At 74.4% G+C, this 12666-nt stretch carries 11 protein-coding genes and 1 pseudogene; 6 read left to right on the top strand and 6 right to left on the bottom strand.

What is annotated here, in order from left to right:
* Nucleotides 1-26 precede the first annotated feature (26 nt).
* Together ACFV0O_RS19180 and ACFV0O_RS19175 are read left to right on the top strand one after the other, a co-directional pair.
* On the top strand, nucleotides 27-350 hold the full coding sequence (locus tag ACFV0O_RS19180) for an STAS domain-containing protein (RefSeq protein WP_360254025.1): 324 nt from the start codon (nucleotides 27-29) through the stop codon (nucleotides 348-350).
* A gap of 186 nt (nucleotides 351-536) precedes the next feature.
* Complete coding sequence (locus ACFV0O_RS19175) at nucleotides 537-2792, top strand: ATP-binding protein (protein WP_380342996.1); 2256 nt, start codon at nucleotides 537-539, stop codon at nucleotides 2790-2792.
* A gap of 4 nt (nucleotides 2793-2796) precedes the next feature.
* Here ACFV0O_RS19175 and nucS read toward each other — a convergent pair whose 3' ends face one another.
* Nucleotides 2797-3456, bottom strand: a complete 660-nt coding sequence (nucS, locus tag ACFV0O_RS19170) for an endonuclease NucS (protein ID WP_380342993.1) — start codon at nucleotides 3454-3456, stop codon at nucleotides 2797-2799.
* A gap of 482 nt (nucleotides 3457-3938) precedes the next feature.
* Here nucS and ACFV0O_RS19165 point away from each other — a divergent pair, with 482 nt between their 5' ends.
* Entirely contained in the window at nucleotides 3939-4331 is a 393-nt protein-coding gene (locus ACFV0O_RS19165; protein WP_360254029.1) for an SCO5389 family protein, read from the top strand.
* Between the two features lie 86 nt (nucleotides 4332-4417).
* On the opposite strand, the gene ACFV0O_RS19160 is transcribed toward ACFV0O_RS19165, so the two are convergent.
* Nucleotides 4418-5578 carry an LLM class flavin-dependent oxidoreductase gene (locus ACFV0O_RS19160; protein ID WP_360254205.1) on the bottom strand — a complete coding sequence of 387 codons (1161 nt, stop codon included), beginning with the start codon at nucleotides 5576-5578 and terminating at the stop codon, nucleotides 4418-4420.
* 390 nt (nucleotides 5579-5968) lie between these two features.
* Here ACFV0O_RS19160 and ACFV0O_RS19155 point away from each other — a divergent pair, with 390 nt between their 5' ends.
* Nucleotides 5969-6292, top strand: a complete 324-nt coding sequence (locus ACFV0O_RS19155) for an ATP/GTP-binding protein (protein ID WP_380342990.1) — start codon at nucleotides 5969-5971, stop codon at nucleotides 6290-6292.
* A 29-nt stretch (nucleotides 6293-6321) separates the two neighbouring features.
* Here ACFV0O_RS19155 and ACFV0O_RS19150 read toward each other — a convergent pair whose 3' ends face one another.
* Both ACFV0O_RS19150 and ACFV0O_RS19145 read right to left on the bottom strand, forming a co-directional pair.
* Nucleotides 6322-7089, bottom strand: a complete 768-nt coding sequence (locus ACFV0O_RS19150; RefSeq protein WP_360254033.1) for an ABC transporter permease subunit — start codon at nucleotides 7087-7089, stop codon at nucleotides 6322-6324.
* Between the two features lies 1 nt (nucleotide 7090).
* Complete coding sequence (locus ACFV0O_RS19145; protein ID WP_380342986.1) at nucleotides 7091-8095, bottom strand: ABC transporter ATP-binding protein; 1005 nt, start codon at nucleotides 8093-8095, stop codon at nucleotides 7091-7093.
* Between the two features lie 169 nt (nucleotides 8096-8264).
* Here ACFV0O_RS19145 and ACFV0O_RS19140 point away from each other — a divergent pair, with 169 nt between their 5' ends.
* Both ACFV0O_RS19140 and ACFV0O_RS19135 read left to right on the top strand, forming a co-directional pair.
* Nucleotides 8265-9062: an alpha/beta fold hydrolase gene (locus ACFV0O_RS19140; RefSeq protein WP_380342984.1), complete on the top strand. Its 798-nt coding sequence runs from the start codon at nucleotides 8265-8267 to the stop codon at nucleotides 9060-9062.
* Entirely contained in the window at nucleotides 9059-9370 is a 312-nt protein-coding gene (locus ACFV0O_RS19135) for a hypothetical protein (RefSeq protein ID WP_380342981.1), read from the top strand. Before ACFV0O_RS19140 ends, ACFV0O_RS19135 begins: the two co-directional genes overlap by 4 nt.
* A 100-nt stretch (nucleotides 9371-9470) precedes the next feature.
* Here the strand turns inward: ACFV0O_RS19135 and ACFV0O_RS19130 are convergent, their stop codons facing one another.
* Together ACFV0O_RS19130 and ACFV0O_RS19125 are read right to left on the bottom strand one after the other, a co-directional pair.
* Entirely contained in the window at nucleotides 9471-10400 is a 930-nt protein-coding gene (locus ACFV0O_RS19130; RefSeq protein WP_189915750.1) for a cellulose-binding protein, read from the bottom strand.
* Nucleotides 10401-10507: 107 nt separating this feature from the next.
* A pseudogene (locus ACFV0O_RS19125) lies at nucleotides 10508-12666 on the bottom strand (hypothetical protein); the annotation flags it as partial.

Genomic DNA, 12666 nt, shown 5'->3' with positions numbered 1-12666 from the left:
CGGCCGTCCAGGCGAAGGAGGAGAGCATGCGCATCACCGGCGACCACACGGCGCTGGCCATCGAAGGCCGCCTCGACGTGCGCACCGCCGCCGACGCGCGCGCCCAGCTGCACCAGGCCGTGGACGGCGGCCTCGGCGACCTCGTGCTCGACCTCGCCCGACTGGAGTTCTGGGACGCCACCGGCCTCGGTGTGATCATGGGAACCCACCGGCGGGCGGGCCGGATCGGCCGCCGGCTCGTGCTGCGCTCCGTCCCGGCCCAGCTGCAGCGACTGCTGGTGGCCACCAAGCTGCACCGCATCCTCGCCGTCGACGGCGGCATCGCCGAGCCGTACGGCATCGCCCTGTAACGCCTGGTCAGCGCCCCGGAACGGCTCCCGGCCCCGGACCGCCCTGCACGGGCGGCCCCGGATGTGCAAGAGTCTGCCCGTCAGAAGACGGCCGCCGGGGCAGCCCCAGGACCGCCCGCGGCCGCGACCGGGACGTCAGCCGGTCGGCGCGGGACGCCGGCGGCCGAGCACGATGCGGAGCAGAACGTGGCACAGCCATCCGGGGAGTTCCGGCAGGAGGCCGCCCGCACCCGCGGCGGCGAACTGGTCTCCGGCGGCCTGCTGGTGGGCGTCGGCGCCCCGGACGGCTCCGAAGCCCGGCCCTGCCCCGACGAGTGGCGGCCCCGCCCGCGTCGGATCGAGCGCAGCGAACCCGCCCGCGGCCCGGTCGGCGGCGTCGGCCGCGCGGTCGGCCCGCTCGCGCTCGGCGCCGGACCCGCCGATATGCCGCTGCTGGACCGCGAGGCGGACATCGCCGAACTGCTCGGCCTGCTCGCCGAGGGCCGCTCGATACGCCTGGTCGGCCAGGCCGGCTCCGGTCGCAGCGCACTGCTGTCGGCCGTCGCCGAGGCCGCCGCCGACCTCGCCCCCGGCGGTGTCGTCCAGCTCTGCGGCCACCGCCGCACCGCCGCCGACCTGCTCCAGGACCTCTTCGCGGCCACCCACCACGCCCCCGGCTACCGCCCCGACCCCGGCCAACTGGCCGCCCACCTCGGCGAGGTCGGCGCGGTCGTGGTGATCGATGCCGCCGAGCACTCCGGCGCCGAACTGGAGCAACTGCTCGCCGCCGCCCCCGGCTGCGCCTTCCTGGTCTCCGTCGCCCCGGACAGCCCGCCGCTGTCGCCCGGCTCCCGGATGCAGGACCACCTCGTCGCCGGGCTCTCCCGCGCCGCCTGCCTCGCCCTCACCGCCCGGCTGGCCGGGCGGCCGCTGGACGTCGCCGAGAAGGCCTGGGCGGTGGACCTCTGGTTCGAGTCCGAAGGCCTGCCGTTGCGCTTCGTCCAGGCCGCCGCGCTGCTGCGCCAGCGGGACGTCGCGGTGGACGCGCTGGTCGCCGCCGAGGACGACCGGATGGACGTCTTCGGCGCGGTCGACGGGCCGGTCCGCGACCCCGACCCGGCGGTCCGCGAGAACGCGCTGCGCGGCACCGTCCCGCTCCCCTCGGTCGCCGAGACCGCCTCACCCGCCGTCAGGCTCGCCGAGGGCCTGAGCGAGCCCGCACAGGCCGTGCTGCGGCTCGCCGTCGCCCTCGGCGGGGAGTGCCCTGCCGCACCGCACCTGCCCGCGCTGATCGACGTCGGCCTCGGCGAGGCCGCCCTCGCCGAACTCGCCGACGCCGGACTGGTGGTGTCCATCGGCGGGCACCACCGGCTGACCGCCGGCGCGCTCGACCTGCTCGTCCCGCACTGGCCGGCCCGCGGCTGTGCGGACGGCGCCGCCCAGCACTTCGCCTGGTGGGTGGGGCACAGTTCGGTGACGCTGGAGCAGATCGCCGCCGAGGCCGAGGTGGTGATCGGCGTCCTGCTCGCCGACCGCACCGCCGGACGCCACGAGGCGGTGGTCCGGCTCGCCCGGGCCGCGGCGCCCGCACTGGCGCTGGCGCTGCGCTGGGGAGCCTGGGAACGGGTGCTGCAGCTCGGCCTGGAGGCGGCCCGCCGGTCCGGCTCGGCGAGCGACCAGGCCTGGTTCCACCACGAGTCGGGCGTGCACGCCTTCTGCGTCCAGCAGCCGTCCCGGGCCGTCGCCGAGCTGGAGACCGCGCTCACCCTGCGGGTGTCCGCGGGCGAGCAGCGCGGGGTCGCCTCGGCGCGCCGGATGCTCGACCTGCTGCGCGCCGAGGGCCGGCAGCTGCCCGCCGCCCCGGCCGCGGCGCCCAGCCGGGCGCCGGTCATCCGCAAGATCGCGGCCCGGGTGCCGGCCCGGCTGAAGTCCAGCCGTCGGCGGCGCGTCCTGGTGGTCTCCACGGTCGTGCTGACCATGGGGGTGCTCGGCACGGCGGTGGCGATGAGCCTCACCGGGCCGGACGAGTACAAGCCGAAGGACCCGCACAGCGGTCGGCTGGACGAGGGCGGCAGCCAGGACGCGCCGTTCCCGCAGCCGTCCGGCAGCACCTCGCCGGGCCCGGCCGGCCCGACGCCGGGCAGCCCGGCGGGACCGAGCGGCAGCCCGGAGCCGACGACGAGCGGCAGCGCGTCGCACTCGGCGAGCGCCTCGCCGTCGAAGAAGCCGAGCTCCTCACCGGGCGCGACCGGGTCCCAGACCCCGCAGCAGCCGCAGCCGACCGTGCCGGGGCAGTCGCCGCCGCCGCAGCCGGGGCCGCCGTCACCGACGCACCAGCCGGGGCCGCAGCCGACGTCGCCCAAGCCGACCACCGGCCCGACCACGCCGAGCCCGACCACCTCGGGGACCGCGACGCCCACCGCCACCGGCGGGCCCAGCCCGTCGGCGTCACCGCCGGGCTGACCGGTCAGAACAGCTTGAGCTTGTCGTCGTCGATGCCGCGCAGCTCGTCGTAGTCCAGCACCACGCAGCCGATGCCGCGGTCGGTGGCCAGCACGCGGGCCTGCGGCTTGATCTCCTGCGCGGCGAAGACGCCCTTGACCGGGGCCAACAGCGGGTCCCGGTTGAGGAGTTCGAGGTAGCGGGTGAGCTGTTCGACACCGTCGATCTCGCCGCGGCGCTTGATCTCGACGGCCACCGTGGCGCCGTCGGCGTCGCGGCAGAGGATGTCGACCGGACCGATCGCGGTCGGGTACTCGCGGCGGATCAGCGACCAGCCGGCACCGAGCACCTCCATCCGGTCCGCGAGCAGCTCCTGGAGGTGTGCCTCGACGCCGTCCTTGATCAGGCCCGGGTCGACCCCGAGCTCGTGGGACGAGTCGTGCAGCACCTCCTCCAGCGTGATGATGAGCTTCTCGCCGGCCTTGTTCTCCACCGTCCAGACCCCGTCGGCCTCCTTGAGGACGCACGGTGGGGACATCCAGTTGAGCGGCTTGTAGGCGCGGTCGTCGGCGTGGATGCTGACGCTGCCGTCGGCCTTGACCAGGATGAGCCTGGTGGCGGAGGGCAGATGGGCGGAGAGCCGACCGGCATAGTCGACTGAGCAGCGGGCAATTACGAGACGCACGGTCGACCACGCTAGCCCACCGGGGCCAGTTGATGCGATTCCGCGACGGCGGGGTGAAGAAAGCGCGAACCCCGCGAACATTGAGGTCCGGCGGTCCCGTTCCCGCTCGTCGCGGTCTGGCGCCCATCCCATCTGGTCGCTACGTTGTGTGACGGCACGCTTGCGGGATCGCTGTCAACGGGGATGGAGACTTCAGATGAACGATCCGACAGGATCCGGCCAATCTGGTGCACCACGGCGTATTTCCCAAGCAATCCCCAGGAATGACCGGCCTGTTCCGCCGTTGACTGCCACCCTGTTCTGAGCGCGGTCGGTGTTCGGGACGTCACGTCCCGTGCCCGCCGCCGCTGATCGCGAAGGTGCCGGCAACCCCCGTCCCACGGTGTTCCGGACATCACACGCGATGTCGCCCACCCTCACCTGAGCTTGGACTACGCATGACCACCCGGGCGCCGCGCGGGTGGACCGCGAGAGGAGAATCCATGTCGCTCGACGTCTCACCGGCCCTGCTGGAGAAGGCCGAGCGGGGCGAGGTCGACGAGCGGGAATTCGTCGACTGCGTCCGCGTCTCCCTGCCGTACGCCTGGGACCTGATCAGCTCGCTGGTCGCCCAGGCGAAGGTCGACGGCACCGACTTCGCCGACAACCAGGTACCGCCGCCCAGCGAGCAGGCCCGTGGCCAGCTGCTGCGCGCCCTGGCCAGCGATGCCATCCGGGGCGCCCTGCAGCGCCACTTCGGCGTGCGGCTGGCCTTCCAGAACTGTCACCGGGTGGCGGTGTTCCTGCCGTCGGAGGCCAACGAGGCGCGGTTGACGCGCTTCACGTCGGTCCGGGAGCAGCTGCTCAACCAGTCCGAGGAACTGCGGGACTGCTGAGCGGCGGCACCCGCCGCCGCGACGCCGGCCGCCCCCGTCCCCCGGTGCGGGGGGAGGGGCGGCGGCCCGGGCCCGGGGCTCGCGGTTCAGCCCAGCTGGGGCAGGACCTCGGAGCCGAGCCGGGCGATGTTGTGCAGGGTCGCCTCGTGGTCGCCGCTGCCCTCGGCGAGCAGGGCGAACCGGCGGATGCCGGTCCGCTCGGCGGTGGCCAGCAGCCGGTCGGCGCACTGCCGCGGGGTGCCCACCGCGTGCAGGTCGCAGAGGAGTTCGGTGTACTCGCGCGGGTCGCGCATCTTGCGCTCGCGGCCGTCCACGGTGCGGTGGGCGCCGAGCCCGTACTCGAACCAGCCGGGCATCGCGGCGAGCAGGGTGGAGCGGGCCGCCGCGGCGCGGTCGTCGACCTGGGCCACCCCGGCCGCGACGTGCCGACGGGTGACCCGGCGCAGCTGCTCCTCGCTGCGCCCCGCGGCCAGCCACGCGGTGCGGTACAGCTCCAGCATCCGCAGCTTGTCGTCGTCCCCGGAGTGCATGCCGAGCAGCATCGGCAGGCCGCGTTCGGCGGCCAGCTTCACCCCTCCCGGCGAGGTGCAGGCGACCACCACCGGCGGGCCGGCCACCGGCCGCCCGGTGCGGGTGAGTTCCTCGCCGAGGCCCTCGCCCGGGCCGTCCTCGTCCTGGCGCTGGCGCGGGAAGCGCACCGGGCCGGACTGCTCACCGAGCCCGAGCCAGTTGCTCAGCGCGGGCCGCCGCACCGGTTCGCCGGCCCGCGGCACCACCGCCACCTCCGGGAAGCTGAACTGCGGGCCGTCCGCGCCCACCCGGGAGCCGCGCAGCCAGCGCAGCAGCAGGTCCAGCCGCTCCGGGAAGCCGTTCTCGAAGGCGCCCACGCCGTCGCCGAACACGTCCAGGTCGATCCACGGCCCGCCGCGGCCGACTCCGAGCGTGAAGCGCCCGCCGGAGGTGAGGTGCAGCAGCGCCGCCTGTTCGCCGAGCGCCACCGGGTGCCGGGTCGACAGCACGCTGACCGCCGTGCCGACGCCGATCCGGCGGGTGCGGCCGAGCAGCATCGCGGCCAGCGTCGCGGCGTCCGGGCAGACCCCGTACGGGACGAAGTGGTGCTCGGCCAGCCACACGCTGTCCAGGCCCGCCCGTTCGGCCTCGACGGCGGACCGGACGGTGCGCTCCAGCGCCTCGCCGTGGCTCTGCCCGGGGAACTGCGCGGACAGCAGGAACAGACCGACCCGCACCGGCGCGGTGTCCGCGGGCAGGGCCCCGGCGCGCTGCGCCGCGGGCAGCGGCTCGCCCGCGACGGCGGTGACCGGGGGGACGGCGGTCAGGGTCGGTCCGGGGGCGGTCGGCCGGACCCCGGCGGGTCGACGGGTCTCGGCACGGACGTCGGTCTTGGTCATCCTTGGGCCTCCTGGGGTGCGCGCAGGGTCTGCGTGCCCCGCCTGTTCCCCTTGTGGGTATCCGATGTCATGTGCCAATGGCACGCGGAACCCCGAATTTCCCCGATGATCGGGTGGATCTCGGCAAAAACGCCGGGGCGCCGGGCGGGCCCGTGATAGTGGCCATCCGGAGGGCCGACCGGCCGTAGGCTGGAACGGCCCAGAGCCCCGGAAGAGAGGCAGTCCGCCGTGTCGCCGCGCCGCAACCGGATCAAGAGCGCCGCCCCCCGCGAGAGCGCCGAGCCGGCCGCCCCGCTCGGCGGGTCGCTGCGCCGCACCGAGAGCTACCAGGGCGACGACTGGGTGGTCCAGACGGTCGCCGGGACGGCGGGGCGGGCCTACCGCTGCCCGGGCTGCGACCAGGAGATCCCGCCGGGGGTGGGCCACGTGGTGGCCTGGCCGATGCACGGTGCCGGGGTGGACGACCGGCGGCACTGGCACCGCGCGTGCTGGGGAGCGCGGGAGCGCCGGGCCTCCAACGTCCTGCGGGGCCGCGGCGCTCCGCGGTACTGACGCCCCGGGCGGGGCAGGTGCCGGACCGGCTACGCGTCGCGCTTCTTGAGCACCAGCATGCCGCCGAGCAGCGCCGCCGCCGTCCAGGCGAGGCAGATCACGAAGCCGACCCACGGCCCGTACGGCTGGCCGTGCTGCTCGTACACCAGCAGCATCCGCGAGCCCGCGTAGTCCGGGAAGTAGTGCGCCAGGGTCTTGACCTTCGGCACGGCCGAGAGGATCGGCGAGAGCAGGAAGAAGAACGGCACCAGCACGCCGAGGGCGAGCGTCTGGTTGTGCAGCATGGTGGTGACGCCCGCCGAGAACAGGCAGAGCATCGTCAGGTACAGCGCGGCGCCGAACACCGCGCGCAGCACGTGCGGTTCGCCGATCGTGGTGGAGTGCGAGCCGAGCAGCGACTGGCCGACGAAGAAGGTGACGAAGGCGGTCACCAGCGAGACCGCCAGGGCGAGTCCGCCGAGCACCGCAGCCTTGCCGCCGAGCAGGGTGGCGCGCTGCGGGACGGCGGCCAGGGTGACCCGGATCATGCCGGTGCTGTACTCGTTGCCGATCGCCAGCACGCCGAAGACGATGATGGCGAGTTCGCCGAGCATGATGCCGGCGAACGCCGTCCCGGTCGCGTCGAACGGGGACTGCTCGTTGCGGCGGAACTCGGTGAAGTTGTTGTTGGTGAGCAGGGACAGCAGCGCGCCGATGCCGACCGTGACGACGAAGGTCAGCGCGAGCGTCCAGACCGTCGAGCGGACGCTGCGGATCTTCGTCCACTCGGAGCGCAGGATCGCGGGGTAGGACGCCATCTCAGTTCTCCTCCTGCCGTGCCGCGGCGGCCTGCCGGGCGCCGTCCGCCTTCCAGCCGGCGCCCCAGGCGCCGGGTGCCCCGGCCGCGTCACGGTCGGGTCCACTGCCCGCGTGGTACTCCACCGAGTCGGCCGTCATCTGCATGAACGCCTCCTCCAGCGAGGCCTGCTGCGGGCTGAGTTCGTGCAGCACCACGCCGTTCGCGGCGGCCAGTTCGCCGAGCCGGGCGAGGTCGCCGTCGACCACCTCGTAGGAGCCGTCGGGGCCCGGTTCGGAGCGCAGGCCGGCGTCGGACAGCACGTCGAGCAGCCGCTCGGGCTGGGGGCTGCGCAGCCGTACGGCGGAGCGGGAGTTGCGCCGGATGAACTCCGGCATCGGCAGGTCGGCGAGCAGCCGGCCCTTGCCGATGACCACCAGGTGGTCGGCGGTGACGGCCATCTCGCTCATCAGGTGCGAGGAGACGAAGACCGTCCGGCCCTCGGTGGCGAGGCGCTTCATCAGGTTGCGGACCCAGAGGATGCCCTCCGGGTCCAGGCCGTTGACCGGCTCGTCGAACATGACGATCTCCGGGTCGCCGAGCAGCGCGGAGGCGATCCCCAGGCGTTGGCCCATGCCGAGCGAGAAGCCGCGGGCGCGCTTGCGGGCGACCGGGGTGAGGCCCACCAGGGAGAGCGCCTCGTCCACCCGGCGCTCCGGGATGCGGTTGCTCTGGGCGAGCCAGAGCAGGTGGTCGCGGGCGGTGCGGCCGGGGTGGACGGCCTTGGCCTCCAGCAGCGCGCCGATGTACTTGAGCGGCTCGCTGAGCTGCCCGTAGCGCTTGCCGTCGATGGTGACCCGGCCACCGGTCGGGCGGTCGAGGTCGAGGATCATGCGCATGGTGGTGGACTTGCCCGCGCCGTTCGGGCCGAGGAAGCCGGTCACCACACCCCGGGGGACGGTGAAGCTGAGCCGGTCCACCGCGAGCGTCTTGCCGTAACGTTTCGTCAGGTCGTGCAACTCGATCATTCGCGCTCCCTTACTCTCTGTCAGGCTAGGACAAAGCGGATATCGCGGCCCGCTGAGTGGGCCCGCCGAGCGCACCGGAATACGGTGGCCCCATGAGCGAGCGAAGCGAGCGAATCGTCGAGAGGTGCGCGTCGGGGAACGGGCCTGCCGGGCGAAGCGAGGTGGGTGCGTGACCCTGCTCCCTTCGGCAGTGTCCGTCCGCGAGAGCGGAACCGGAACCCCCCTCGTGCTGCTGCACGCCTTTCCGTTGAACGCCTCGATGTGGTCGGCCCAGCTGGACACGCTGCCCGGCCTGACCGGGGACGGAGCCCGGGTGCTCGCCCCCGACCAACGGGGCTTCGGCGGCACCGAGCTGGGCACCGACGAGCCCTCGCTGGACGCGGTCGCCGACGACCTGGCCCTGCTGCTGGACGCGGCCGGCATCGAGCACGCGGTGGTCGGCGGAATCTCCATGGGCGGCTACGTCGCGCTGGCCTTCGCCCGTCGCCACCCCGGGCGGCTGTCCGGCCTGCTGCTGGCCAACACCCGCGCCACCGCCGACACCGACGCCGTCCGGGCCAACCGGGAGCGGATCGCGGCGGCCGTCACCGCGCGGGACAGCGTACGGCTGCTGCTGGACGAGCAGGTCGCGGCCAATCAGCTCGGACCGGACTCGCAGCACCTCGTGGACCGGGTGGAGGCGATGGTCTCCGCCGCCAGGCCGGCCGCCGTCGCCTGGGCCCAGCGGGCCATGGCGGCCCGCCCGGAGGCCCTGGACGTCCTGTCGGGGCTGCGGGTGCCGGTGGCGGTGGTCGCGGGCGCCCAGGACCCCCTGGTGGCGCCGGAGGAGGCCGAGCTGATGGTCCGGGCCCGCCCCGACGCCGAACTGACCGTCATCCCCGGAGCGGGCCACCTGAGCGCCCTGGAGGCACCCGAGGCCTTCGACGCCGCCGTCCGCGCCCTGCTGCGCCGGGTGACCGCCGGATGAGCGAGGACGCGGCCGCCTGGGACTTCTCGGCCCTGGAGGTGACCGGCCGGATGCCCGTGACCAACCGGGGCGAGGGACTGCTGGAGCTCACCCTGGAACCGCTCGGCGAGGACTACTGGATGCGCCCGGGGGAGACCTTCATCGTCACCTCGTACGGCGACTACGGGTCCGGCCACCCCTTCGAGGTGCAGTACTGGCCCGACTCGGTGTCGGTCTGGTGCACCTCCTGGTTCGGCACCGTCTCGGACGACGACGGCAACCAGCTCAGCAGCGGCTACCAGCGGCCCGACGGGGCCTACCCCCGGTAGAACCGCCCGGGATGATGACGGCGCGACGACCGACAGGCCCTCACCCGGGCGGGTGAGGGCCTGTCGTGTGTTCTCCGCGCTCGTTCGCCGCGGCGTCGCGTCAGCGCGACTGCTGGGCGGGCACGCCCATGGTGTCGTCGTTCGGCAGCGAGGCGGCGGCCACGGCCGCGCCGGTCAGCGTCGCCAGCATCTCGCGCACGTTGGTCAGCTGGGCGTTGATGCTGTCGCGGCGGTTGGTGAGCGCCGCCAGCTCGCGCTCGGACTCGCTGCGGATGCGGTCGGCCTTGGCGTTGGCGTCCGCCACGATGTCCTCGGACTGGCGCTGGGCCGTCTCGACGGTCTGGCGGGCCCGGCGCTCGGCGTCGGTGCGCAGCTTCTCGGCCTCCAGGCGCAGCTGCTCGGCCCGGTGCTCGATCTCGGCCAGGCGCTTCTCGGCCTTGGCCTGACGGGCGGCCAGGTCGCGCTCGGACTGCTCGCGGCGCTTGGCCAGGTTGGTCTCGAACTCCAGCGCGGCCTGGGCGGCCTTGGTGCGGGTCTCCTCGAAGAGGGCGTCCGCCTCCTCGCGCTTGTTCTGGGCGTCCTTGTTGGCCTCGGCGCGCAGCTGGGCGGAGTCGCTCTTGGCCTTGTCGACGATCCGCAGGCCCTCGTCCTCGGCCTTGGCCTTGCGGTCCTTGGCGTAGTTCTCGGCCTCGGTGCGGACCTGCTGGGCGGCGGCCTCGGCGAGCTCGCGGTGCTGCTCGGCGGCGCGGTGCGCCTCGTCGCGCAGGTCCTTGGCCTCCTCCTCGGCGAGACGCAGGATCTTCTCGACGCGGGCGCCGAGACCGGCGTACGAGGGCTCCTGCTCGACGACCGCCGCCTGAGCGGTCTGGGTCTCCAGGTGGAGCTCCTCGATGCGCTTCTCCAGCGCACTGATCCGGGTCAAGGCACTGTCACGGTCGGCCACCAGCTTGGTGATCCGCTCGTCGACCTGGGCGCGCTCGTACCCACGGCGCACCAGGTCGAAGCCGTGAGGGGAATGACTGTCGCTCATGGGGTTCTGGGCTTCCTGTCGTCAAACCGCTGAGGTGGTTGAGGGAATCCTGACACGGTACCGGAGTGTCGACGGCGAAATGCCGTTGTCCCGCGGACAATGTCCGCTCAATCGGGTGGTGCGCTCTTGGAGCGATTGCCACCCGACCGGGGGGAGCCAACTCCGGCACCGGCCTTGGCGCCCCCGTCCTTCTTGGTGCTGCTTCCCCCGTTGGTCTGGGCGACCGGTGACGGTGCCTCGAACGCCTCCAGCGCGGACAGCACGTCCTGCACCCTGGAGATCTCGGTGTTGATGTCCTTGCGGCGGCGCACCAGCTCGTCCAGCTCGCGCCGGCCCTCGTCGGTGACCCGCTTCGCCTCGGCCTTCGCCTCGGCGAGCAGCCGCTCGGCCTCCGCCTTCGCCAGCTCGACCTGCTCGTCCGCGGCCTCGTCGGCGTCCCGCAGGCGCTTCTCCGCCTCGGTCGCCGCCCGGTCCAGCCGCTCCTCGGCCTCGGCCTCGGCGGACTGCAGCTTCGTCTCGGCCTTCTCGATGAGCGCTTCGGCGCGGTCGGTGGAGGTGGCGAGCTTGGTCTCCGCCTCCTTGAGCAGGCCCTCGGCCTTGCGGACCGCCGAGAGGCGCACCTTGCTCGCCTCGGCGGACGCCTCCGACGTGAGCTCGCCCGCGCGGTCCTCGGCGGCGGCGACCAGGGCCGCGGCGCGGTCCTCGGCCTCCGCGACGGTGGCCACCGCCTGCTCCTCGGCCTCGGTCAGCTGCTCCTGCGCGGCCGTCACCAGCGCGTCCACCCGCTCGCCGGCCGACTTCATGGCCGCCGCGTTCTCCTTGCGGGCGCGCTCGTGCAGCGCCTCCACCTCGGCGTCGGTGCGCTCGCGCAGTTCCTCGGCGCGCTCGCGGATCGCGGTGGCGTCGCGACGGGCCTCGGCGAGCAGCGCGTCCGCGTCGGAACGGCCCTTCTCGACCTCGCCCTGCCCGGCCGCCTCACCGGCCGCGACCAGCCGGTCGGCCTCCTTGCGGGCGGCGGCGACCATCGCGTCCGCCTGCTCCTCGGCGGCGGCAGTGGTCGCCAGCGCGGTGGTCTGGGCGTCCTCGCCGAGCGACTCGGCGTCGGCGAAGGCCTTTTCCAGGACGGACTTGGCGTGCTCGCGGGTGCCCCGGTCGAACTGCTCGGCAGCCTCCCGGGTCTCCGCGTCGTAGGCGTCGGCGCGGGCGCGGGTGGCGCTGTCGTACTCGTCGGCCAGGGTGCGGGTGGCGAGGGCGTACTCCTCGGCCTCGGCGTGCAGCCCGGCGGACAGCTCCTCGGCGTCGGCGAGCGAGCGGGCGCCCCGGGCCTCGGCCTCGGCCACCGTGCGGGCGGCCTGCGCCGCGGCGTCGGCGCGCAGCTGCTCGGCGGTGTCCTGGGCGGCACGCAGCTCGGCCTCGGCGTCCGCGCGCAGCTGCTCGTCGTAGACCTGGGCCTCGGCGCGCTGCCGGGCGAGCTCGGCCTCGGCGGCCTCGCGTTCGGCGGCCAGCTCCAGCTCGGTCTGCTCACGCAGCGCGGTGGTCTCGGCCTCGGTCCTGGCCCGCAGGTCGGCCGTCTCGCGGTCGGCCAACTCGCGCTGCTCGGCGGTCTCGCGGTCGGCCAGGTCGTGGACCTCGGCGGCGTACGCGTCGGCGGCGGCGCGCTGCTCGGCGGTCTCCCGGTCGGCCAGCTCGCGCAGCTCGGCCGCGTCCTGCTCGGCGGCCTCGCGGACCTCGGCGGCCTCCTGACCGGCGGCGGTCCTGAGCGTGGCGATCTGCTCGGCGGCGGCCTCGTACATGCCGGCCACCGACTGGCGGACCTCGGCGGCCTCCTCCTCGGCGGCGGCGACCAGCTCGGCGCCCTCGGCCTTCGCGGCGGCGATCAGCTCGGCGCGGTCGGCCTTGGCCTGCTCCAGCTCGGCCCCGGCCTCGGCGCGGATGCCGTCGGCGGTGGCCCGGGCCTCGGACAGCTCGCGGCCGGCCTCGGCGCGGACCGTCTCGGCCTGCTCGTTCGCCAGCGCCAGTTCGGCGGCGGCCTTCTCGCGGGTGGCCTTGGCGTCCTTGGCGGCGTCCGCCCGGCGCTGCTCGGCGGTGGCCTCGGCGCGCTGCAGCAGTTCGTCGGCGGCCTCGCGCTGCTCGGCGGCGTAGGTGTCGGCGGCTTCGTGCTGTTCGGCGGCGTAGGTGTCGGCGGTCTCGCGCTGTTCGGCGGCGTAGGCGTCGGCGGTGGTGCGGACCTCGGTGGTCTCGGTGGCGGTGCGTTCGGTGAGGTCGC

This window comes from Kitasatospora sp. NPDC059577 (assembly GCF_042735475.1).
GTDB lineage: Bacteria > Actinomycetota > Actinomycetes > Streptomycetales > Streptomycetaceae > Kitasatospora.
Note: the sequence above shows the minus strand (reverse complement) of the source record. Positions and strands in the feature narration are given on the sequence as shown.